The following is a 20,578-nucleotide window of genomic DNA, read 5'->3' on the forward strand; positions in this document are numbered from 1 at the left end:
CCGGCCCAAGTCCGCCCGCAGGGCCAACGGACCGGGCCTACCCCAGGGCTGCCGGCCCAAGTCCGCCCGCAGGGCCAACGGACCGGGCCTACCCCAGGGCTGCCGGCCCAAGTCCGCCCGCAGGGCCAACGGACCGGGCCTACCCCGGGGCTGCCGGCCCAAGTCCGCCCGCGAGGCCATCGGACCGGGCCCGCCCCGCGGGGCCGTCGGACCGGGGACGGTGCTCCCGCGGGCGGGGGCGACGCGCAAGCGCCGTTCAGTCCTTGCCCATGACCTTCCGGACGGCGTCCCTGGTGCGGTCCATGAGGGCCGCGACCGGTCCGAGGGCCACGTTGGCCACCCCGGACTCGACTCCGGGGTGGGGCCGGGTCGGGGCCATGGCCTCGGCCGCCTTGACGGCCTTGGCCATGGCGGCGAGAGCGGTGACGTCGGTGCTGCGGCGGATGTGGGCGAACTCGTAGCGCTCCTCGGCGCGGGCGTGCTCCTGCACCTCCGTGCGCAGCGTTCTCAGCGCGGGCAGGAAACCGGGGTCGTCGGTGTCCATGTCGTCGAGGGCCGCGAGGGTCTCCTTGGCATGGTGTTCCTCGGAGAGGCGGTCCTCGACGACCTGCGCGCCGCCCGGCAGGGCGCGCCGGGCGAAGGGGTGGACGACCTCCTCCTCGGCGGTCTCGTGCACGGCGAGCAGGCGCACGAGATGGCGGAAGGCGGTGCGGCGCTCCTCACCCTTGCTCCGCTCGACCTCGTCGAAGAGGTTGCGGATGTCGCCGTGCTGCCGCATGAGCAGGGCGACGACGTCGATGTCCGCGGCCTGGTCCTGACCGGCCTGGGGGGTCTGCAGCTTGGTCATGCGCCTCCTCACTTCTCCCGCATGGCGGGGTCGGGGTGCTCGCCCTCGGACTGCAGGCGGTACTCGCGGCCGAACATCCCGTCGTGTTCGGCCATGACCCGCTCGCTCGGCGGCTCCTCGCCCCCGTGGATCTGCTCCTGCATCTTCTCGAACCGCTCGTGCGCCTCGCGCACGTACCCGGCACCGAGCGTGGTCAGGTCCATCTGCGTGTCCAGCAGCTCGCGCAGGTACTGCTTGTTCGGCTCGAAGGTGAGCACGTTCGGCAGCTCCGGCGCCAGGACCTCCTGCGGGTCGCGGCCGTCGTGACGGCGCATCAGGTCGCAGGCGATGTGCAGGTGCTCCAGCTCCATGTTCAGGTGCAGCTCCCAGATCGCCCTGACCTTGGGGTCGCTCTCCTGCTCCATGAAGGAGTAGTACAGGTAGCACTCGTTGTACTCGTGGTTGACGAGCTGCTCCCACCACGTCTCACCCGGGTCGACCAGCGACTCGTAGTGGGTGACGTGTTCCTCCTCGATCAGCCCGATCTCCTGGTAGAGCTGACGGGCGATCGGCTCCATGTAGGTGGGGCCGGTGTTCATGTAGAAGTTCATCGTCTGCTGCTCCGCCGACATGATCGTCAGCGCGTGCAGCTTCGACAGCGGGTTCGTCGTGTTCTTGTCGTACGGGTCGCGGACGTTGTCGACCGGGTCGCGGTGGTGGTACTTCGTGGGCCGGCCCGGCATCACCTCGGTGAGGTTGTCGACGATCGACTCCGCCTTGCGGTGCTCGATCATCTCGTACAGGTTGGCGTACCGGTACAGGTGGTCGAAGTCCTCCAGCACGCCGAACTGGTACGCCTGCTTCAGGTACGGGTCCGGCTCCATGCGCGCCACCCACGCCGTCAGGTCGACGGCGACCTGCTCGTAGGCGATCGTCGTCTCCAGCACCGAGGAGACCCCGGGCAGCAGCCAGTTCACGACCTTCTGCTGCTGGGCCTCGATGTAGCGGGTCCTGGCGAGCTGCCGCTTCACCTCGATGTCTGCCGTGTTGCGGGCGAGCTGGTGGCTGAAGAGGATCGCCTCCACCTCGATCCCGTTCATGGTGATGATCCGACAGCGGGTGTACGGGTCACACCGGTCGGGGTCGATCGGCTGGACGTTCAGCTCACGCCAGCTGCGCAGCTGACGGTCCAGCGGGATGCCCCGCTGCTCGAGTGGATTGAAGGTCATGTGGGGGTGCCTCCCGGGGGCAAGGGCAACTCGTGCGCCGGCGGGTTCCCCGCCGTGGTCGACACGCACAGGTCTGCTCCCGAGTCTGTCCACGAGCGAACACTTCCGGCCACCGCTGGAGCCCGAACCGCGCAGGGTTCCCCCTGCCGGGTCAGCCCGGATGCCCTGTCGGCCGACCTATGACATGACCGGATCGGGGCGGTCTCCGGTCGCGGACGGCGGGCGGGACGGAGCCGCCGGCGGTCCGGGGCGGCCGGGGCGGCACGCACCGCCTGACTCCCTCGTGCCGCGTCGTGACCCGCTCATGCCACACGACGTGCCGCTCATCCACACGACGTGCCGAGGACGGCTCCGCGCGCGGTGGTACGGACGAGGCCGCAGCGTCCCGATGGTCGACCGGGTCGACTTGGAGGTGCGGATGACGCAGGGTTCACCCATGTCTGCTCATTCAACGACGTGGCTGCCGATCGGCTACCGCAGCAGATCGGCGACCCTCGCCGACGCACCCGCGATCCACCGCCTGATCACCGCGTGCGAGTACGCACTCCACGGTCGCGCCGCGACCGGCTCCGACCGCACGGCCGCCGATCTCACCGTGCCCGGTCTGGACTGGGACCTGGACACGGTGCTCGTGCACGACTGCGGGGGCGAGCTGGCCGGCTGGGGCCGGGTGAAGGGCCGGCGCGCCACGGCCCACGTGCACCCGGGTCACACGGGGCGGGGTCTCGGCGGTGCGCTGCTCGGCTGGGCGGAGGCGCGGGCGCGGCAGCTCGACGGCGACCGGCTCGCCCAGACGGTGCCCGACAGCGACCACGCGGCGATCGCGCTCCTCAGGTCCCGCGGGTACTCCCGGCTCGTCACCGAGTGGCTGCTGGAGATCGCGACGCCCGTCGAACCGGAGGTGCCCGAGCCGTCGGCGGGCATCACGGTCCGGGCGTTCCGCGCCGGCGACGCACGGGCGGCGTACCAGCTCACCGAGGACGCGTTCGACGAGTGGCAGCAGCGGCGGAAGACCTATCCGGAATGGGCCGGCCACACGGTCGAACGAGCGACGTTCGCACCCGAGGCGTCGCCCGTCGCCTTCGCGGGCGACCACATGGTCGGCGCGGTGCTGTCCCTGGACGTCCCCGGCAGCGACGAGGGGTACGTCGAGCGGGTGGCGGTCCGACGGGACCAGCGGCACCGGGGAATCGCCCGCATGCTGCTGCGGGAAACCTTCCGTGCCTTCCACCAGAAGGGCAAGCGGGGCTGCACGCTGTGGACGCACTCGGACACCGGCGCGCTGGCGCTGTACGAGCGCATCGGCATGACGGTCCGGCGCAGCTCCACGGTCTACTGCAAGGCGCTCACCACCGGGTAGCCGGGGCGGCGGGGCCTTGTGCCGCCGTACGGCTGGTGCCGGGGCCGCGCGGGGGCTCCGCGCGGGCGTGAACACGCGACGGGGGCGACCGGCCGTCCGCCGCCGGCCGCCATGTCGGCATCCGGCGGTCACCAAGCGGGCGTCCGGCGGTCACCACGTCGGCGTCCGGCGGTCACCAAGCGGGCGTCCGCCCGCCACCACGTCCGCGTCCGCCGACCACCACGCCGGCGGGCGGCCGGCCACCACATCGGCGTCCGCCGGCCGCCACGTCCGCGTCCGCCTACCACCACATCGGCGTCCGGCGGTCACCGCGTCGGGCGTGCGCTCGCCACCACGTCCGCGTGCGCCGACCACCATGCCGGCGTGCCGGCCACGACGGCGGCGTCCGCCCGCCACCACGTCCGCGTCCGCCACCACGCCGTACGGGCCGTGGGCGCGGCTGGGCGCTGCGCAGTCCGTAAGGCCCGTAGCGCCGTGACCGCCCACGCGTCGCGGCGACGTGGCCGGGTACTCCCCCTGCATGGGCCCTCATCAGCAGACAAGGGGGACGCGGCACCCCCGGCGCGCCGCCGGTCACCCGCGTCAGGCAGACCTCGCGCCCCGCGTGCCGGACGTCCCACGGCAGCGGAGGGCCGGATGACGACCGGAGGGACGAAGGCGGCGCGGCTGGTCGCGGAGGCGGCGGCGGGCGCACGGGCCGAGGAGGTCCCGCAGCGGGTGTGCGCGGCCGTGTCCGAGGGGCTCGGCGTGGACGGCGCCACCCTGTCACTGCTCACCGACACCCCCTCCCGGCAGCTGCTCGCCGCGTCGAACGACGACGCGCTGGTGCTGGAGGAGATCCAGTTCACCGTCCTGGAGGGTCCCTGCCTCACCGCGGCGCACAGCGGGGAGCCGCTGGAGGTGGACGACCTGCGGCACGAGCTGACGCCGTGGCCCCTGTTCGGGGCGACCATGCGGGAGAAGCTGCCGCACGTGCGCTCGGTGTACGGGCTCCCCCTCTTCTTCGGCGACTACGTCCTCGGGTCGGTCGACCTGCTGGCGCATCGGCCCCACGCGCTCGGTGCGGAGGCCCTGGAGGAGGCGTCCGAGGTGGCCGACGCGGTGTCGGCGGCCCTCCTCCAGATCCGCGGGACGCTCCTCAGCGGGGACCGGGCCCCGGCGTGGGAGCCGGAGGAGGTCGTCCGGACGCACTGGTTCGACACGGCCCGCGCCATCGGAACGCTGGTCTCCCGCCAGGGGCTCACCCCGGAGAACGCGCTGGCCCTGATACGCGCCGAGGCCTTCCGGACCGGCAGGTCGCTGGCGGACATCACCACGGACATCCTGCGCCAGCCGCCCGCTGCGTCCTGAGGGGCGGCCGGCATGGCCCGCGGAGCTGCCGCCCCCGCTGCGGCCGACGCGCGACCTCGCCCTGCCGATCACGGGGCCGGCTTCCTGGACGCGGGGCCGGCGCCCCGGTCACGGGCCCGGATTCCTGGACGCGGGGCGGGCTCCCCGGTCACGGGGGGCCGGCTCACCGGCCCGTCCCCGGCGGACACCTGCGGCGGCTAGCGCGCCGCGGGCGGCGTCCGCCCGCGGCCGCTCGCCGGCCGTCCGCTCGTACGGGCGCCCCATGGCCCGCTCGCCGCGCCGCCTCAACGTCACCACCGTCACCACCGACGGCCGGCTCGCCCGGCCGTCGCCGCCGACCCCACATGGCCGAGCTGCTGCACCGCGACCTCTACGACGCAGAGCTGGCGCTGCGCGGTATCGGCCGGGCCGTGCAGGACCTGGCGGGCCTCGACGTGCCGCCGCCTACTCGGACAGGATCGGCCCAACTACGCACGCCCGACGGCCGCCACAGAGGTCACGCTGACTTACCGGCCCCGTCGACGCAGGTCGCGCGACGCGAAAGGCGCTTCCCCCGTCCTGCGCCGGGGCCGGGCGAGCCGCTGGAGCGCGCGGTGACGTCAAGGGGCCCGTAGCCGTCACCAATTGGGCAGATCCGGCCCGCTCTCGAACCTTGCACACAAATTACACACACCCCCTCTCCATACCGGCCGGGATGGTCTAGATTGACCGTGCTTCAGATGTTGGGGCACGAGGCGACCTTAATGATCAATAGGTCCGGCGCTGCGGAAAGCCAGTGGTCACGTCCCCGGTGCCGGATGTGGGGGTGATCGGTCCGCGGAGTCCGGGAGGGCCCCGGGTGCGGGGAACACCCTGGTTTCGACGGGTTCCCGCGTACCTCGGGAGTCCGGCGGGACCTGCGAGTCCGCTGCCGCCGCGGCGGGTTGCCGGAGCGGCCGTGGAACGGCTGAGGACGTCATGCGCGGGGGGCGGGGGCCTTCCGCGGGGGAGAACAGCGCGGCGCGGGAGGCGGGGGCCTTCCGCAGGGGAGAACAGCGCGGTGCGGGGAGGCGGGGGCCTCCCCGGGGGAGGAACAGTGCGGGGGGCGGGGGCCTCCCGAGGTGGAGAAACAGTGTGGGGCGAACACGTCGAACCACTGGGGACCTGGGGGGGTTCTGTGCGGCAAGGGGGATTGGTCAGCCCGTATGCGCCGGCGCGCGATCGGCTGGCGGACGGGGAGGTCAGCCGGCCCGCGAGTGACTGGGAGCAGCGGTACCGCCGTACCGTGATCACCAGCGACACCGCGGCCACCGCCCTCGTGGTGGCGGCGATCGGCAACTTCTTCGGTGCGCGGGACGCGGCCAACTGGCACGAGAAATGGGGCATCCTCGCCTTCGGCACCGAGCTGCTGGTGCTGGGGGCGCTCGCGGTGAACCGGTCGTGGGCTCCGGCCGTGCTCGGCCAGGGCGCCGAGGAGTTCCGCCGGCTCGGACGCTCACTCTTCACGGCGACCGTCGTACTGGCGCTCGGCGGGATCGCCCTCACCTCGCGCAACATCAAGCTCTGGATCTTCGTCGCGATCCCCGCGATCGCGCTCACCACCATGACCGCGCGGTACCTGCTGCGCCTCTGGCTGCACAAGCAGCGCAAGGAAGGACGGTGCCTGAGACCCGTCCTCGCCGCCGGCAGCCCGGCCACCGTGCGCGACCTGATCACCCGGACCCGCAAGTTCCCGCACCTCGGCTGGCGGGTGGACGCGGTGTGCACGACGGACGGCCTCCGGCTCGACGGCGGCCAACTGGACGGAGTGCCCGTCGTGGGCCGGCTGGCGGACGTCGCCGGCCACGTCCGCCGCGACGGCTACCGGGTCGTCGCGGTCACCCCGGACCCGCACTGGTCACCGGACCGGCTGCAGCGGCTGGCCTGGAACCTGGAGGGCAGCGACGCCGAGATGGTCGTGGCGCCCGTGCTGATGGAGGTGGCCGGCCCGCGGCTGCACGTGGACGCGGTGCTCGGGATCCCGCTGCTGCGGGTCAGCATGCCGGCCTTCACCGGGGGCCGCCGGGCGGTCAAGGAGGTCGTCGACCGGGTGGGCGCGGCGATCCTGCTGATGCTGTGCGCGCCGCTGATGGTGTTCGTCGGGCTGCTCGTGGTGCTGGACAGCCGGGGTGGGGCGTTCTACCGCCAGCGCAGGGTCGGCAAGGACGGCCGCGAGTTCACCATGCTGAAGTTCCGCACCATGGTCGCCGGGGCCGACACCGCGCGCGCCGCGCTGGCCGACCGCAACGAGGGCGCCGGCCCGCTGTTCAAGCTCCGCCGGGATCCGCGGGTGACCCGGGTGGGAGCGGTGCTGCGCCGGCACTCGATCGACGAGCTCCCGCAGCTGTTCAACGTGCTCACCGGATCGATGTCGCTGGTCGGTCCGCGGCCTCCGCTGCCGGAGGAGTGCGCCGCGTACGACCCGGACATCCGGCGGCGGCTGCTGGTCAAGCCGGGCCTCACCGGCCTGTGGCAGATCAGCGGGCGCAGCGACCTGTCGTGGGAGGAGGCGGTCCGGCTGGACCTGCGGTACGTGGAGGACTGGTCGCTCGCCCTGGACACCGTGATCTTGTGGAAGACGCTGCGCGCGGTGTTCTACGGGCAGGGCGCCTACTGATGCGCCGGGGGCCGTCGTCCGGCCGGCGAGCGAACCGCAGGCCCGGGGGCCTGCCTGGGGGGAGGAACGGGTCATGAGGGTCAGCGTGTTCGGGCTCGGCTACGTGGGCTGCGTGTCGGCCGCGTGCCTGGCCGGCATGGGTCACGAGGTCGTCGGGGTGGACGTGAACCAGGTCAAGGTCGACCTGGTCAACGACGGGAAGGCACCGCTGGTCGAGGAGCGGATCGGCGAGCTCGTCGCCGAGGTGGTGCGGACCGGGGCGTTACGCGCCACCGGCGACGTCCGTGAGGCGATCGCGGGCAGCGAGGTGTCGCTGGTCTGCGTGGGCACGCCGTCGGAGCCCAACGGCAGCCTGTGCACCACGTACCTGGAGCGGGTGACCGAGCAGATCGGCGCCGCGCTGGCCGGGCGGAGCGGGCGGCACACCGTCGTCTTCCGCAGCACCATGCTGCCGGGCACCTGCCTGAACCTGCTGGTGCCGATCCTGGAGAAGTACGTCGGCGGCACGGCCGGGGTGGACCTGGGGGTCGCGGTCAACCCGGAGTTCCTGCGCGAGGGCACGAGCGTGCGGGACTTCTTCGACCCGCCCAAGACCGTCATCGGCGAGCTCGACCCGGCGAGCGGCGACACGGTGGCGGCGCTGTACGACGGCCTGCCCGGCGAGGTGTTCCGGGTGCCGGTCCCCACGGCCGAGGCGATCAAGTACGCGGACAACGCGTTCCACGGTCTGAAGATCGGCTTCGCGAACGAGCTGGGCGCGGTGTGCCAGGCGCTCGGGGTGGACTCCCACCAGGTGATGGACGTGTTCCTGGCCGACCGCAAGCTGAACATCAGCCCCGCCTACCTGCGGCCCGGCTTCGCCTTCGGCGGCTCCTGCCTGCCCAAGGACCTGCGCAGCCTGGTCCACGCGGCGCAGCGGGCCGACGTCTCGGTGCCCATCCTGGCCCACGTGCTGCCCTCCAACGCCGACCATCTGCAGCGCGCGGTGGATCTGGTCGAGCGCACCGGCAAGCGCCGGGCGGGCCTGTTCGGGCTGTCCTTCAAACCGGGCACCGACGACCTCCGTGAGAGCCCGCTCGTCGAGCTGGCGGAGCGGCTCTTCGGCAAGGGGTACGACCTGCGGATCTACGACGCCCACGTGAGCCTGTCCCGGCTGCTCGGCGCGAACCGCGAGTACATCGAGACCCGGCTGCCGCACCTCGCGCACCTGCTCGCGGACTCCGTCGAGGAGGTACTGGAGCACGCCGAGGTGTGCCTGGTCGGCACCAGGGATCCGGCCGTGCTGTCGGCGCTGCCCCACGGTGACGGCCCGGTGATCGTCGACCTCGTCCGCCTCCCCGACGCCGAGGCGCGCCGGGCCGAACCGGGGTACGTGGGCCTTGCCTGGTGACGCGAGCGGCGTCCGGCCCGGCCGGCGCGCGCTGATTCTGGTGGAGAACCTGTCGGTGCCGTTCGACCGGCGGGTGTGGCAGGAGTGCACGACACTGCGCGACGCGGGCTGGGAGGTGCACGTCGTCTGCCCCCGGGGCGGCAAGCGGGACACGGAGGCGGAGGCGGAGATCGACGGGGTGCGGATCCACCGCTACCCGTTGCGCGCGGCCACCGGAGGGCCGGCCGGCTACCTGAGGGAGTACGGATCGGCGCTGTGGCACACGTTCCGGCTGGCCCGCACGGTCGGTCCGGTCGACGTGGTCCACGCCTGCAACCCGCCCGACCTGCTGTTCCTGCCGGCACGGTGGCTGAAGCGGCGGGGCGCGCGGTTCGTCTTCGACCAGCACGACCTGGTGCCCGAGCTGTACCTCTCCCGGTTCGGCCGCGGCCGGGACCTGCTCCACCGCGCCGTGTGCGCGCTGGAACGGCTCACCTACCGGGCCGCCGACGTCGTGCTCGCCACGAACGAGAGCTACCGGGACGTCGCGGTGCGCCGTGGCGGCCGGCGGCCGGAGGACGTCTTCGTGGTGCGCAGCGCGCCCGACACCGAGCGGTTCCACCCGGTACCGCCCGAGCCGGAGCTGAAGCGCGGCAAGCCCCATCTGCTGTGCTACCTCGGGGTGATGGGCCCGCAGGACGGCGTCGACTACGCCTTGCGGGCCCTGGCGAAGCTGCGCGACGAGCTCGGGCGGACGGACTGGCACGCGGTGTTCGTCGGCGCCGGCGACACCTTCGACGCGATGGTGGAGCTGTCGCGGCGGCTCGGGCTGTCGGACCAGGTGCAGTTCACCGGGCGCGTCCCGGACGCCGACCTGGTGCGCTACCTGTCCACCGCGGACGTGTGCCTCTCCCCCGACCCGCGCAATCCGCTCAACGACGTGTCGACCATGAACAAGGTCCTGGAGTACATGGTGATGGGCCGGCCGATCGTCTCGTTCGACCTGAAGGAGGCGCGGGTCTCCGCCGGTGACGCCGCCGTCTACGCGCCCGCGAACGACGAGGCCGCATTCGCCGGGCTCGTCGCGCTGCTGCTGGACGATCCTGAGCGGCGGGCCCGGATGGGCAGGATCGGCCAGGAGCGGATCGGCGGGCCGCTCTCCTGGCGGAACTCGCAGGCCTCGCTGCTCGCCGCCTACGCCGCCGCCTGCGGTGACCGCGCCGCGGCGCCGGCGGGCGACCCGGACCGGGCAGGCAGGGGGCCGCGGCAGTGAGCGAGGACCCGATACGCCTGGTCACGATCGGGCGGATCATCCGTCGGCGCCGGCGGCTCCTCACCGTCCTCGCCGTGGTGGGCGCGCTGGTCGGCTACGGCGCCTCCCTGGTGTTCCCGCCGCGCTACACGACCTCGGCATCGGTGCTGCTGCCGGGTGCGTGGGAGGAGCGCGAGCTGCTGACCCAGGCGGAGATCGCGACCAGTTCGGTGGTGGTCGACCGCGCGGCCGTCCGGCTCGGCTGGGCCGGGACCGGCGGCGAGCTGCGGGACCGGGTGAGCGCCGAGGCCACCGACGGGAACATCATCAGGATCTCGGGCACGGCCGACACCCCGGAGCGCGCACAGCAGCTCTCCGACCAGGTGGCCCGGCAGTTCGTCGCGTTCGCCGCGCGGATCGTGGGCGACGGCGCCGACCCCGAGGCGGGGGAGCAGCAGGAGGCACTGCGGCGGCTGGTGGTGCGGACCAGCGGCCGCATCACCGAGCTGGCCGACGCGGCCGGTCCGGGGCGGACCGTGGAGAGCGTGCAGGCCCGCACCGACCTGGAGAAGCTGCGCACCACGCTGCAGGGGGCCATGAAGAAGCTGGACGAGGCCGACCCGGCCGCCGGCAGGGCCGACATGGTCGTCATGGGGCCGGCGCCCCGGCCGGACGGCGAGGCGCCGCCCACGCGGATACAGCTGGTCGTCGCCGGGGCGCTGCTGTTCTTCCTGCTCGCCGTCGTCGGCCATCTCACCGCCGCGCGGACGAGCCGCCGGCTGCGCTCCGAGCCGGAGATCGCCGCGGCACTGGGCTCCCCGCTGCTGGGCAGCGTCGACGTACCGGGTGAACGGCCCGCGCGCCGGCCGGAGGACCGTGGCCCGCGGGACCGGATCCGGCGGCTGCTGGGCGTCGACGTCCGGTGGGACGTGCCCACCTTGCCGGCCGGTGACGAGGCCGGCCGGCAGATCCGCTGCCGGAGGGTGTGCGCCCGTGTCCGGGACCGGCTGCCGGCCCCCCGGCGGCTGCTGGCTGTCGTCCCGGAGGGCGACGAGACCGCCCGCCGGGCCGCCGCGCAGCTCGTCGCCGCGGCCGGGGGCGATCCCCTGCTTCGGGTGGTGAGGGTCTCGGTGTCCCGGCCGATGGTGCCGGACCGCGACGGCGAGTCCGGTGCCCTGGTCGTGGTCAGCGCGGGCGGCTGGACCGCGGCGGAGCTCGCCGGCATCGCCGAGGCGTGTACGGACGCCGGGCACGACGTCGTCGGCGGCGTCCTCGCCGGCCCGGTCCGCGCCGTCGCGAAGCGGTCCGGCGGCCGCCCCCGGCGGGCCGCCGCGCCGGCGTTCGCGACGGCCGACGACGCGACGGGAGGCTCGGGGTGACGACGAGTACGACGCAGGAGTCGCCGGCCGCCGCCCCACTGCTGGATCTGCAGGCGCTGGTGGCGGCGGTGCGCAGACGCCGCCGTCTGTGGCTCTGCGCGGCGCTGCTGGGCCTGTTCGCCGGCGCGGCGGTGGCCGTCCTGCTGCCACCGCCGCCGACCGCGGTGACCAAGGTGCTGGTCGCGCACCAGGAGGACCAGCCGAACGACCCGGGAACGCTGATCCGCACCGACGTCGCGCTGCTGCGCACCACGCGGATCGCCGGTGCGGCCCTGCGGTCCCTCGGGTCCCCGCAGAGGCCGGAGGACTTCATGCGGGACTACGAGGGCACCGGCCTGACCAACAACCTGCTGCAGATCACCGTGTCCGGTGACAGCGACGCGGAGGCGGTGGCCCGGGCCGGGGCGCTGGCCGACGCGTTCGTCGCGGACCACGTGCGGCGGATGCGGGAAGCCGCGGACGCCGAGGCCAAGGGCCTGCTCGACCAGCGTGACCGGCTGCGGGACGAACTCGCCCAGGTCGACAGGGCGATCGGGGACGGGGACGGATCGCCGCAGGGCGGGCAGGAGGCGGCCGACCTGGAGTCGCTCTTCGCCCGCCGGGCCGAACTCACCTCGCGGATCACCGATTTCGGCCAGCGCGCCGCCGAGGCGCGCATCGGCACGCCCCGCCTCGTCGCCGGCACCCAGGTCGTGGACGCCCCGCGCGCGGTGCGGCACTCCCTGCCCCGGGCCGCCGCCACCGACGCCGCGATCGGGCTCGTCCTCGGGCTCGTCCTCGGGCTCGCGGTGGCCGCCGTCGGCTCGGTGGTGGCGGACCGCCCCGTGCTGCGCCGGGACATCGCGGCGCACCTCGGCGCCTCGGTCGTCGCCGAGCTGCCCCGCCGGCCGGCCGGGCCGTGGCGGCGCCGCCGGATCCGGGCGGCACGCGCACGGCTCACCGCCGCCCTGGTCCGCAGCGTGCGCGGCGGGGAGGGACCGGTGTCGCTGCTGGAACTGGGCTGCGCGCGCGGCGCGGTCGAGATCGCCGTGGACGTCGCCCGGGCGCTGGCGGCGGAGGCACCCGTCGTCGTGATCGACGCTCTGCCCGGCCCGCAGCTCGCCCGCCGGCGCCCGAAGCCCGGGGACCCGGCCGTGGTCGGCGGCGAGCGGGCCGCGGCCGTGCCGCACGAGCAGCGCCGGCTCGGCGTCGGCTCGGTGGCACCCGGCACGGCGTGGACCGACCTGCAGTACCTCGGCACCAGGACCGTGCTGGTCGTGCGTGCCGGGCACGCGAGCACCGCATGGCTGCACACCGTGGCCCGGCAGCTCGCGGACCGGCGCATCGCGGTGATCGGCGTGGTGCTGGTCGACCCCGATCCGCGGGACCGGACCGACGGCACGCTGTGGGACGGGCCGTACACCGCGCCGCGCGGCCGGAGCGAGGGGCCGGCCCGGCACCACGGCGGAGGAACCTCCCACGCCGTTCAGGCAGTGGGGCAGGACCGGCGGCGGACGGAGCGGCTGCCGATGTGGGCGGCGCGGGTCCCGGACAGCGACCAGGAGGCGCGGTAGGACATGTGTGGCATCGCAGGCGCTTACCGATGGCCGGACGGGAAGGCCGTGACCGACCGGCTCACCGACACCCTGGCCCACCGCGGTCCGGACGGGGCGGGCCGGTACGGCCACGCCGCCGGAGACGGCGAAGTGCACCTCGGGCACCGCCGGCTGGCCGTCGTCGACCTGTCCGGGACCGGCGCCCAGCCGATGGTCTCGGGCGGCCTCGCCCTGACGTACAACGGCGAGCTGTACAACGCGCCCGAGCTGCGTGCCGAGCTGACGGCCGCCGGGGTGCGCTTCCGCGGCACCTCCGACACCGAGGTGCTGCTGGAGGCCTGGCGGCGCTGGGGCACGGACTGCCTGCCCCGGCTGCGCGGCATGTTCGCGTTCGGGATCTTCGACGAGCGGACCGGTGAGCTGGTGCTCGCCCGCGACCAGCTCGGCATCAAGCCGCTGTTCCTGCTGCGGCGCGGCGAGGGCCTGGTGTTCGCCTCCGAGCTGAAGGCGCTCGCCGCCGTGACCGGCGGGTCGCTGCGGGTGGACCACGCCGCGCTGGTGGCCTCGCTGCTGTACTACTGGGTGCCGGACTCACGGTGCGCGTTCCGCGAGGCGGAGAAGCTGCCGCCGGGCAGCTGGCTCAGGTGCCGGCCCGACGGCCGGGTGGAGCGCGGCCGGTTCTGGCACCTGAAGGACGTCGCCGCCGAGGCCCGGGAGCGGGCCCGGTCCGGTGAGCAGCCGGACGTCGCCGCCGTCGTCGAGGAGTCGACCCGGCGCCACCTGCTCTCCGACGTGCCCGTGGCGACCTTCCTCTCCGGGGGGCTCGACTCCAGTTACCTGACCGCGCTGGCGGCCCGCGACCGGCCCGGGATCTCCGCCTACACGATCGGGTTCCGCGCGGAGGACGCCAGGTTCGAGGCGATGCCGGACGACCTGCGTCATGCCCGGCGGGTGGCCGAGCGGTTCGGCGTCGACCTGCACGAGATCGAGATCGCGCCGGACGTGCACGACCTGCTGCCGCGGATGACGTACCACCTGGACGAGCCGATCGGCGACCCCGCCGCGATCAACACCTACCTGATCTGCTCGGCCGCCCGGGAGGCCGGGGTCAAGGTGATGCTGTCGGGGATGGGCGCCGACGAGCTGTTCGCCGGTTACCGCAAGCACCTGGCCAACCTGATCGCGCTGCGCTACCAGCGCGTGCCGCGGCCCCTGCGGCGCGGCGTGTCCAGGGCCGTGGACCGGCTGCCGGTGGCGACGAGGCGCCGGGGGTACCGGTCGGTGCGCTTCGCGAAGCGGTTCCTCTCCTTCGCCGATCTGCCCGAGGAGACGGCGTTCCGGCGCAGCTACACCCTGTACGACCGGGACGAGCTGCTCGCCCTGGTCGATCCGGACCTGGCCGGGACGGTCGAGGACGTGCTGACCGAGCACGCGGACGTCTACCGGGACAACGACCTGGACGACTTCGTCAACCGCATGTGCCTGAGCGACGCCCGGATGTTCCTGCCGGGCCTGAACCTCGCCTACACGGACCGGTCGAGCATGGCCGCGTCGACCGAGGTGCGGGTGCCGTACGTGGACGTCGAGGTGGTCAGGGCGGCGTTCGCCGTGCCCGGTCACCGCAAGATCGCCGGACGGCAGGGCAAGGCGGTCCTCAAGGAGGCGGCCGCCCAGGTCCTGCCCCGGGAGGTCGTGTACCGGCCCAAGGGCCTGTTCAGCGCCCCGCTGCGGGCCTGGATGAGCCGGGACCTGGCACCGCTGGTGCGCGAGGTGGTGCACGACGGCGAGCTCGTCCGTTCCGGCTTCCTGCGGCGCGACGCGCTGCAGCGGCTCGTCGCCGAGGACGCCGCCGGGCAGCGGGACTTCTCCAAGCATCTGTGGCACGTGCTGACCCTCGAGTACTGGTACCGCGGCGCGACCTCCGGGTCCGGCCGGAGCTCGACCCTGACCGCGTAGAGACAAGAGGACATCGGGTGAAACAGGTCGTACAGAACTACAGGAGCGGTGAACTGGCGCTGCTCGACGTGCCGGTGCCGGAGTGCAAGCCGGGCGGTGTGCTGGTCCGCAGCGCCTACTCGCTGATCTCCACCGGGACCGAGCTGATGAAGGTGTCCGAGGCCGGCATGTCGATGCTGGGCAAGGCCCGCTCGCGGCCGGACCAGGTGGCCAAGGTCGTGCAGAGCGTGGCCACCAACGGGCTGCCCGCCACCTACCGCAAGGTGATGGGCAAGCTGGACTCCTACACGCCGCTGGGCTACTCGCTGTGCGGGGTGGTCGAGCAGGTCGGCACCGGGATCGACGACGTCACGGTCGGCGACCTCGTGGCCTGCGCCGGCAATGAGCACGCCTTGCACGCCGAGCTGAACTGGGTGCCGAGGAACCTCTACGCCCGGGTCCCGGACGGCCTGGCGCCGCGGCACGCGGCCTTCGGCACCGTCGGGTCGATCGCGTTGCAGGGCGTCCGCCGCGGCGAGCCGCAGCTCGGCGACGTGGCGCTGGTCATCGGCCTCGGGCTGATCGGGCAGCTGGTGGTGCAGCTGCTGGCCGCCTCGGGAGCCCGCGTCGTCGGGGCCGACCCCGACCCGGTGCGCTGCGAGCTGGCGGAGCGGCTGGGCGCGGCGGCCTGCGGGGACCCCGCCTCGGCGGCCGTGGAGACCGCCGTCGCCGAACTGACCGGCGGTCACGGAGTGGACCAGGTGTACCTGGCCGCCGGCGGCGGCAGCAACCAGCCCGTCGAGCTGGCCGCCCGGCTGAGCCGGGACCGCGGCCGGGTCGTCGACATCGGCAAGTGCCGCCTGGACCTGCCGTGGAACGCGTACTACGAGAAGGAGCTCGACGTCCGCTTCTCCCGCTCCTACGGCCCCGGGCGCTACGACCCGGAGTACGAGCTCCAGGGGCGGGACTACCCGATCGGCTACGTGCGCTGGACCGAGCGCCGCAACCTGGCGTGCTTCCTCGATCTCGTCGCCCGCGGCCGGGCCGACGTCGAGCCCCTGGTCTCCCACGTCGCCGACTTCGACGACGCCGTCGAGACCTACCGGCGCCTGGACGAGGGCGAGTTGAAGGCCGTGGCCGTGCTGTTCCGGTACCCGGAGCACGCGGCCGAGGCGCCGGTGCCGTCGGTGTCCGTGCCCGCGGTGCGGCGGCCCGGCGGCCGCGTGCCCGCCCCGGGCCGGGCCGCCGGGACGCCGGTGCGGCTGGCGTTCGTGGGCGCGGGGAACTACGCGACGTCGATGCTGCTGCCGCACCTCGCGCAGCGCGAGGGCGTCGAGCTGTCCACGGTCGTCACCACGACGGCGCTGTCCGCGGCCAACGCCCAGCGCAAGTTCGGCTTCGCCGCGGCGACCACCGACCTCGACGCCGTGCTCGGCGACAAGTCCGTCGACGCGGTGTTCGTGGTCACCCGGCACAGCTCGCACGCCGAACTGACCCGCAGGGCGCTGCTGGCCGGCAAGGCGGTGTTCGTGGAGAAGCCGCTGGCGCTCACCGGCGACGAGCTGGCCGGCGTGCTCGCGGCGGTGGAGGAGTCCGGCAACGACCGGCTGCAGGTGGGCTTCAACCGCCGGTTCGCGCCGCTGCTCCAGGAGGCCAGGAGGCGGTTCGGCGCCCGGTCCGGCCCGGCGAGCCTGCGCTACCTGGTCAACGCGGGCCGGCTGGCGCACGGCAGCTGGTACCTCCAGCAGGGCACCGAGGGCTCGCGGTTCGCCGGCGAGGGCGGGCACTTCGTCGACACGGCGAGCTGGCTGCTCGACGCCGATCCGGTCTCGGTGTACGCGGTCGCCACGTCCGGCCACGAGGACCTGCAGGTCGTGCTGCGCTACCCGGACGGGTCCACCGCCACCGTCAGCTACGTCACCACCGGCGCGCCCGGCTACCCCAAGGAGACCCTGGACCTGGTCGCGGACGGCAAGGTGCTGCGGCTGGACGACTTCGTCCGGGCCGCCGTGTACGACGGCCGCCGCAGGCGGTGGGTCGGTTCCAGGCTGCCCAAGGCCCGGGACAAGGGCCAGTCCGCCCAACTGGCCGCGTTCGTCCGGGCGGTGCGGACCGGCGGGCCGATGCCGGTGCCGCTGCAGTCGCTGGTCGCCACCACGGCGGCCACCCTCGCCGTGCAGACCGGCCTGGCCGGCGGCGCGCCGGTGACGCTGGCGAGGGCGCGATGACCGCGCGCTCGGGGAGTCCGGGCTGGTACCTGCGGCGGCTGTCCCGGATGGGGCCGCGGGAGGTCGGCGGCCGGGTGGGCGACGCGGTGCGCAGGCGGCGGTGGCGGTCGGCGCGGCCGGTGGCCCCGAGCGTGACCGGCGCCCGGTTCACCGCGGTGCTGCCCGCGGGGACGGTCGCCGCGGTGCCGCCGGACGCCGCGAAGCGTCTCGTCGCCGAGGCGGACCGGCTGATGGCCGGGCACGCCGAGTTCTTCGGGGTGCGCCGCGACGACCTGGCCGACCCGGACTGGTGGTACGACCCGAAGACCGGGCGCCGGGCTCCGGGGGGCTACGCCTTCGACGTGCCGTACCGGGACGAGGACGCGGCCGGGGACGTCAAGCAGATCTGGGAGCCGTCCCGGCACCAGTACCTCACGGTGCTCGCCGCCGCGTACGCGGTCACCGGCGACGAGCGGTACGCCGAGCGGGTGGCCGGGCACCTGCGGTCGTGGTGGGCGGCCAACGCGCCGCTGCGCGGGGTGCACTGGGTCAGCGGCATCGAGCTGGGGATCCGGCTGCTGTCCTGGGTGTGGATCCGCCGGCTGCTCGACGGCTGGCCGGGCGCGGCCGGGCTGTTCGAGGACAACCCGGAGGCGCTGGACCAGATCTGGCACCACCAGCGCTGGCTGGCCGCCTTCCCCAGCCGGGGGTCCTCGGCGAACAACCACGCCGTCGCCGAGGCCGCCGGGCAGTTCGCCGCGGCCTGCGCGTTCGGCTGGTTCCCCTCCTCGGCGCGCTGGCGGGCCGACGCGCTGCGGTCGCTGGAGCGGCACCTGCGGGGCAACACCTTCGGCTCCGGCCTCAACCGCGAGCTGGCCACCGAGTACCACGGCCTGGTGCTGGAGCTCGGCCTGGCCGCGGTGGCCGAGGGCGACGCCGCCGGCGTGCCGGTCCCGGCCTCGGTCCGGCTGGTGCTGCTGCGGATGACCGACGCGCTCGCGGCCGTCGTGGACAGCCGGCTGCGGCCGCCCCGCCAGGGGGACGCCGACGACGGGCACGGTCTGGTCCTGGACGGCGCGGGCACCGACCGCTGGGGCTCGCTCCTGGCCACCGGGGACGCCGTGTTCGGCCGGCTCCCCTGGTGGCCGGCGGTGACCGGCACCGACGTGCGCACCCCGCTGCTGGCCGCGCTCCTCCGGCCCGCCGCGCCGGCCGTGTCCCGCCCCGCGCGCCGGCCGGCCCACTTCGCCGACGCCGGCCTGACGATCCTGCGCGGGCCCGGGGAGATCTGGTGCCGCTGCGACGGCGGTCCGCACGGCTTCCTGTCCATCGCCGCGCACGCCCACGCCGACGCGCTGTCCGTGGAGGTCCGGCACGACGGCGTCGACGTGCTCGCCGACCCGGGGACGTTCTGCTACCACGGTCAGCCCGAGTGGCGGCGGTACTTCCGGTCGACCCTCGCCCACAACACCCTGCAGCTGGACGGCGGTGACCAGTCCGTCTCCGGCGGCCCGTTCCTGTGGACCCGGCACGCCCGCAGTCGCGTCCTGGCCGCGGACACACCCGAGGACGGGGTGGCCCGCTGGTGCGCCGAGCACGACGGTTACCGGCCCTCGGTGCACCGCCGCCGGGTGGAGCTGGCGGCCGCGAGCCGGGAGCTGACGGTGGTCGACGAGGTCCGCGGCCCGCGCCGGGCCGTGCGCCTGGCCTTCCACCTCGGGCCGGCGATCGCCGCCGACCTGGCGGGCAACCGGGCGGTGCTCACCTGGAGCCGGGACGGCGAGGACCGCTCCGCGGTGCTCGACCTGCCCGGGCAGCTGGTGTGGCGGGCGCATCGCGGCGAGACCGATCCGCCGCTGGGCTGGTACTCCGCCGGCTTCGGACGCAAGGAACCCGCCACCACGCTGGTCGGCACGGGCTTCGCCGACGGCGCGCAGCGGTTCACCACCGTACTCGGGTTCCGCGGCTAGGGAGGGCGCGTGGGGATCAAGTGGCGGCACCGGGCGCTGCCGGCGGCACCGCTGGCGCTGGCCCTGCTGGCGGCGACCGGCTGCGAGAGCACGCCGGAGGCGCGGCCGGAGCCGACCGCTGCGCGATCCGCGCCCGTGGGCCGGGTGTGCGCCAGGCCCGCGGCCGGGCCGGCGAAGCCGCCGGCGGGCGCGGTGACGGTCGACCCGTCGGTGGCCGGCGACCTGGCCACGAAAACCAGGAACAGTCCCCCGCACACCACGTTCTGGCTGCGGCCGGGCAGGCACCGGCTCGCACCGGACCGCTACGCCCAGGTCGTGCCCAAGGAGGGGGACAGCTACCTCGGCGCGCCGGGCGCGGTGCTCGACGGCCGGCGCACCAACCAGTACGCGTTCGGCGGAACCGCCCGAGACGTCGGCATCCGCCACCTGACCGTGCAGGGTTTCGTCGCGCCGCACGACGAGGGCGTGGTCAACCACGACTCGGCCGACGGGTGGGTGATCGAGCACGCGACGATCCAGAACAACTCCGGCGCGGGGCTGATGGCCGGCGCCCGCCAGCGGGTCCGCGCCAGCTGCCTGCGCGGCAACGGCCAGTACGGCATGAACGCGTACAAGGCCGACGGCCGCATCAGCGGCCTGGTGGTCGAGGGCAACGAGATCGCGGGCAACAACAGGGACGACTGGGAGAAGCGGCGGCCGGGCTGCGGCTGCACCGGCGGCGTGAAGTTCTGGGCCGTCGACGGCGCCGACGTGCGCGGCAACTGGGTGCACGGCAACCGCGGCGCCGGGTTGTGGGCGGACACCAACAACAACGACTTCCGCGTCGAGGACAACGTGCTCGAGGACAACGACGGCGCGGCGCTGATCTACGAGACCAGCTACAACGCGGTCGTCCGCAGGAACACGATCCGGCGGAACAACTGGGCCGAGGGCCGCGGGTACGCCGACCGCGGCGACTCCTTCCCGTTCGCGACCGTGTACCTGTCCGAGTCCGGCGGCGAACCGCGGATCCGGGCCCGCACGGACAGGATCGAGATCTACGGGAACACGCTGGAGAACAACTGGTCCGGGATCACCCTGTGGGAGAACGCCGACCGCTTCTGCAACAGCCCGGCCAACACCTCCTCCGGCGACTGCACGCTGCTGGTGCGGGACTCCGGCCGCTGCGCACCGCCGGCGATCCGCACCCCGCCGCTCTACGCCGACTGCCGGTGGAGGACCCAGCGGGTGGACATCCACGGCAACCGCTTCGTGCTGGACAAGTCCGTCGTGGACTGCACGGTGAAGTGCGACCGGATGGCGGTGCTGGCCAACTACGGCACCTACCCGGACTGGTCGCCGTACCGGGGCGAGCGGGTGGCCGAGGCGATCACCCGCCGGCAGGACAACCGCTGGCACGACAACGTCTACGTCGGGCCGTGGAGGTTCGTCGCCCACGACCCGAGCCGGATCCTCGACTCCGCGCAGTGGCAGGCGGCGCCGTACCGGCAGGACGCGGGCAGCACCTTCCGGGCACAGGACGGTGGTTGAG

General features: G+C 74.2%; 13 protein-coding genes. 11 read left to right on the top strand and 2 right to left on the bottom strand.

The genetic code is table 11. The features are described from left to right. Positions 1 to 256: 256 nt before the first annotated feature. The gene (locus tag ABZ920_RS09900) at positions 257 to 847 is read right to left on the bottom strand and encodes a hemerythrin domain-containing protein (protein ID WP_361501014.1); all 591 of its coding nucleotides are present in this window, start codon (positions 845 to 847) and stop codon (positions 257 to 259) included. Positions 848 to 855: 8 nt separating this feature from the next. Then, positions 856 to 2,055, bottom strand: a complete 1,200-nt coding sequence (locus ABZ920_RS09905; RefSeq protein ID WP_361501017.1) for a hypothetical protein — start codon at positions 2,053 to 2,055, stop codon at positions 856 to 858. A gap of 436 nt (positions 2,056 to 2,491) precedes the next feature. On the opposite strand from ABZ920_RS09905, the gene ABZ920_RS09910 reads away from it, so the two are divergent. The 11 genes from ABZ920_RS09910 (at position 2,492) to ABZ920_RS09960 (ending at position 20,577) form a co-directional block, all read left to right on the top strand. After that, on the top strand, positions 2,492 to 3,415 hold the full coding sequence (locus tag ABZ920_RS09910) for a GNAT family N-acetyltransferase (RefSeq protein WP_361501019.1): 924 nt from the start codon (positions 2,492 to 2,494) through the stop codon (positions 3,413 to 3,415). A gap of 636 nt (positions 3,416 to 4,051) precedes the next feature. Then, complete coding sequence (locus ABZ920_RS09915; protein ID WP_361501022.1) at positions 4,052 to 4,765, top strand: GAF and ANTAR domain-containing protein; 714 nt, start codon at positions 4,052 to 4,054, stop codon at positions 4,763 to 4,765. Between the two features lie 1,171 nt (positions 4,766 to 5,936). Next, positions 5,937 to 7,400 (top strand): sugar transferase, encoded by a 1,464-nt coding sequence (locus ABZ920_RS09920; protein ID WP_361501025.1) that lies wholly within the window; start codon positions 5,937 to 5,939, stop codon positions 7,398 to 7,400. A 73-nt stretch (positions 7,401 to 7,473) separates the two neighbouring features. Beyond that, positions 7,474 to 8,790 carry a nucleotide sugar dehydrogenase gene (locus ABZ920_RS09925; protein ID WP_361501028.1) on the top strand — a complete coding sequence of 439 codons (1,317 nt, stop codon included), beginning with the start codon at positions 7,474 to 7,476 and terminating at the stop codon, positions 8,788 to 8,790. Next, positions 8,780 to 10,042, top strand: a complete 1,263-nt coding sequence (locus ABZ920_RS09930) for a glycosyltransferase family 4 protein (RefSeq protein ID WP_361501031.1) — start codon at positions 8,780 to 8,782, stop codon at positions 10,040 to 10,042. Before ABZ920_RS09925 ends, ABZ920_RS09930 begins: the two co-directional genes overlap by 11 nt. After that, positions 10,039 to 11,400 (top strand): polysaccharide biosynthesis protein, encoded by a 1,362-nt coding sequence (locus tag ABZ920_RS09935; RefSeq protein ID WP_361501034.1) that lies wholly within the window; start codon positions 10,039 to 10,041, stop codon positions 11,398 to 11,400. The genes ABZ920_RS09930 and ABZ920_RS09935 overlap by 4 nt, the downstream gene beginning before the upstream one ends. Continuing rightward, positions 11,397 to 12,953, top strand: a complete 1,557-nt coding sequence (locus ABZ920_RS09940) for a Wzz/FepE/Etk N-terminal domain-containing protein (protein WP_361501037.1) — start codon at positions 11,397 to 11,399, stop codon at positions 12,951 to 12,953. The genes ABZ920_RS09935 and ABZ920_RS09940 overlap by 4 nt, the downstream gene beginning before the upstream one ends. 3 nt (positions 12,954 to 12,956) lie before the next feature. Further along, positions 12,957 to 14,891: an asparagine synthase (glutamine-hydrolyzing) gene (asnB, locus tag ABZ920_RS09945; RefSeq protein WP_361501040.1), complete on the top strand. Its 1,935-nt coding sequence runs from the start codon at positions 12,957 to 12,959 to the stop codon at positions 14,889 to 14,891. A 17-nt stretch (positions 14,892 to 14,908) separates the two neighbouring features. Beyond that, positions 14,909 to 17,098, top strand: coding sequence for a bi-domain-containing oxidoreductase (locus ABZ920_RS09950; RefSeq protein WP_361501043.1), 2,190 nt, complete (start codon positions 14,909 to 14,911; stop codon positions 17,096 to 17,098). Next, the gene (locus ABZ920_RS09955; RefSeq protein WP_361501045.1) at positions 17,095 to 19,047 is read left to right on the top strand and encodes an alginate lyase family protein; all 1,953 of its coding nucleotides are present in this window, start codon (positions 17,095 to 17,097) and stop codon (positions 19,045 to 19,047) included. Before ABZ920_RS09950 ends, ABZ920_RS09955 begins: the two co-directional genes overlap by 4 nt. Positions 19,048 to 19,056: 9 nt before the next feature. After that, on the top strand, positions 19,057 to 20,577 hold the full coding sequence (locus ABZ920_RS09960) for a right-handed parallel beta-helix repeat-containing protein (RefSeq protein WP_361501048.1): 1,521 nt from the start codon (positions 19,057 to 19,059) through the stop codon (positions 20,575 to 20,577). Position 20,578: the final 1 nt, after the last annotated feature.

The organism is Streptomyces sp. NPDC046831 (assembly GCF_040645305.1).
Classification (GTDB): domain Bacteria; phylum Actinomycetota; class Actinomycetes; order Streptomycetales; family Streptomycetaceae; genus Streptomyces.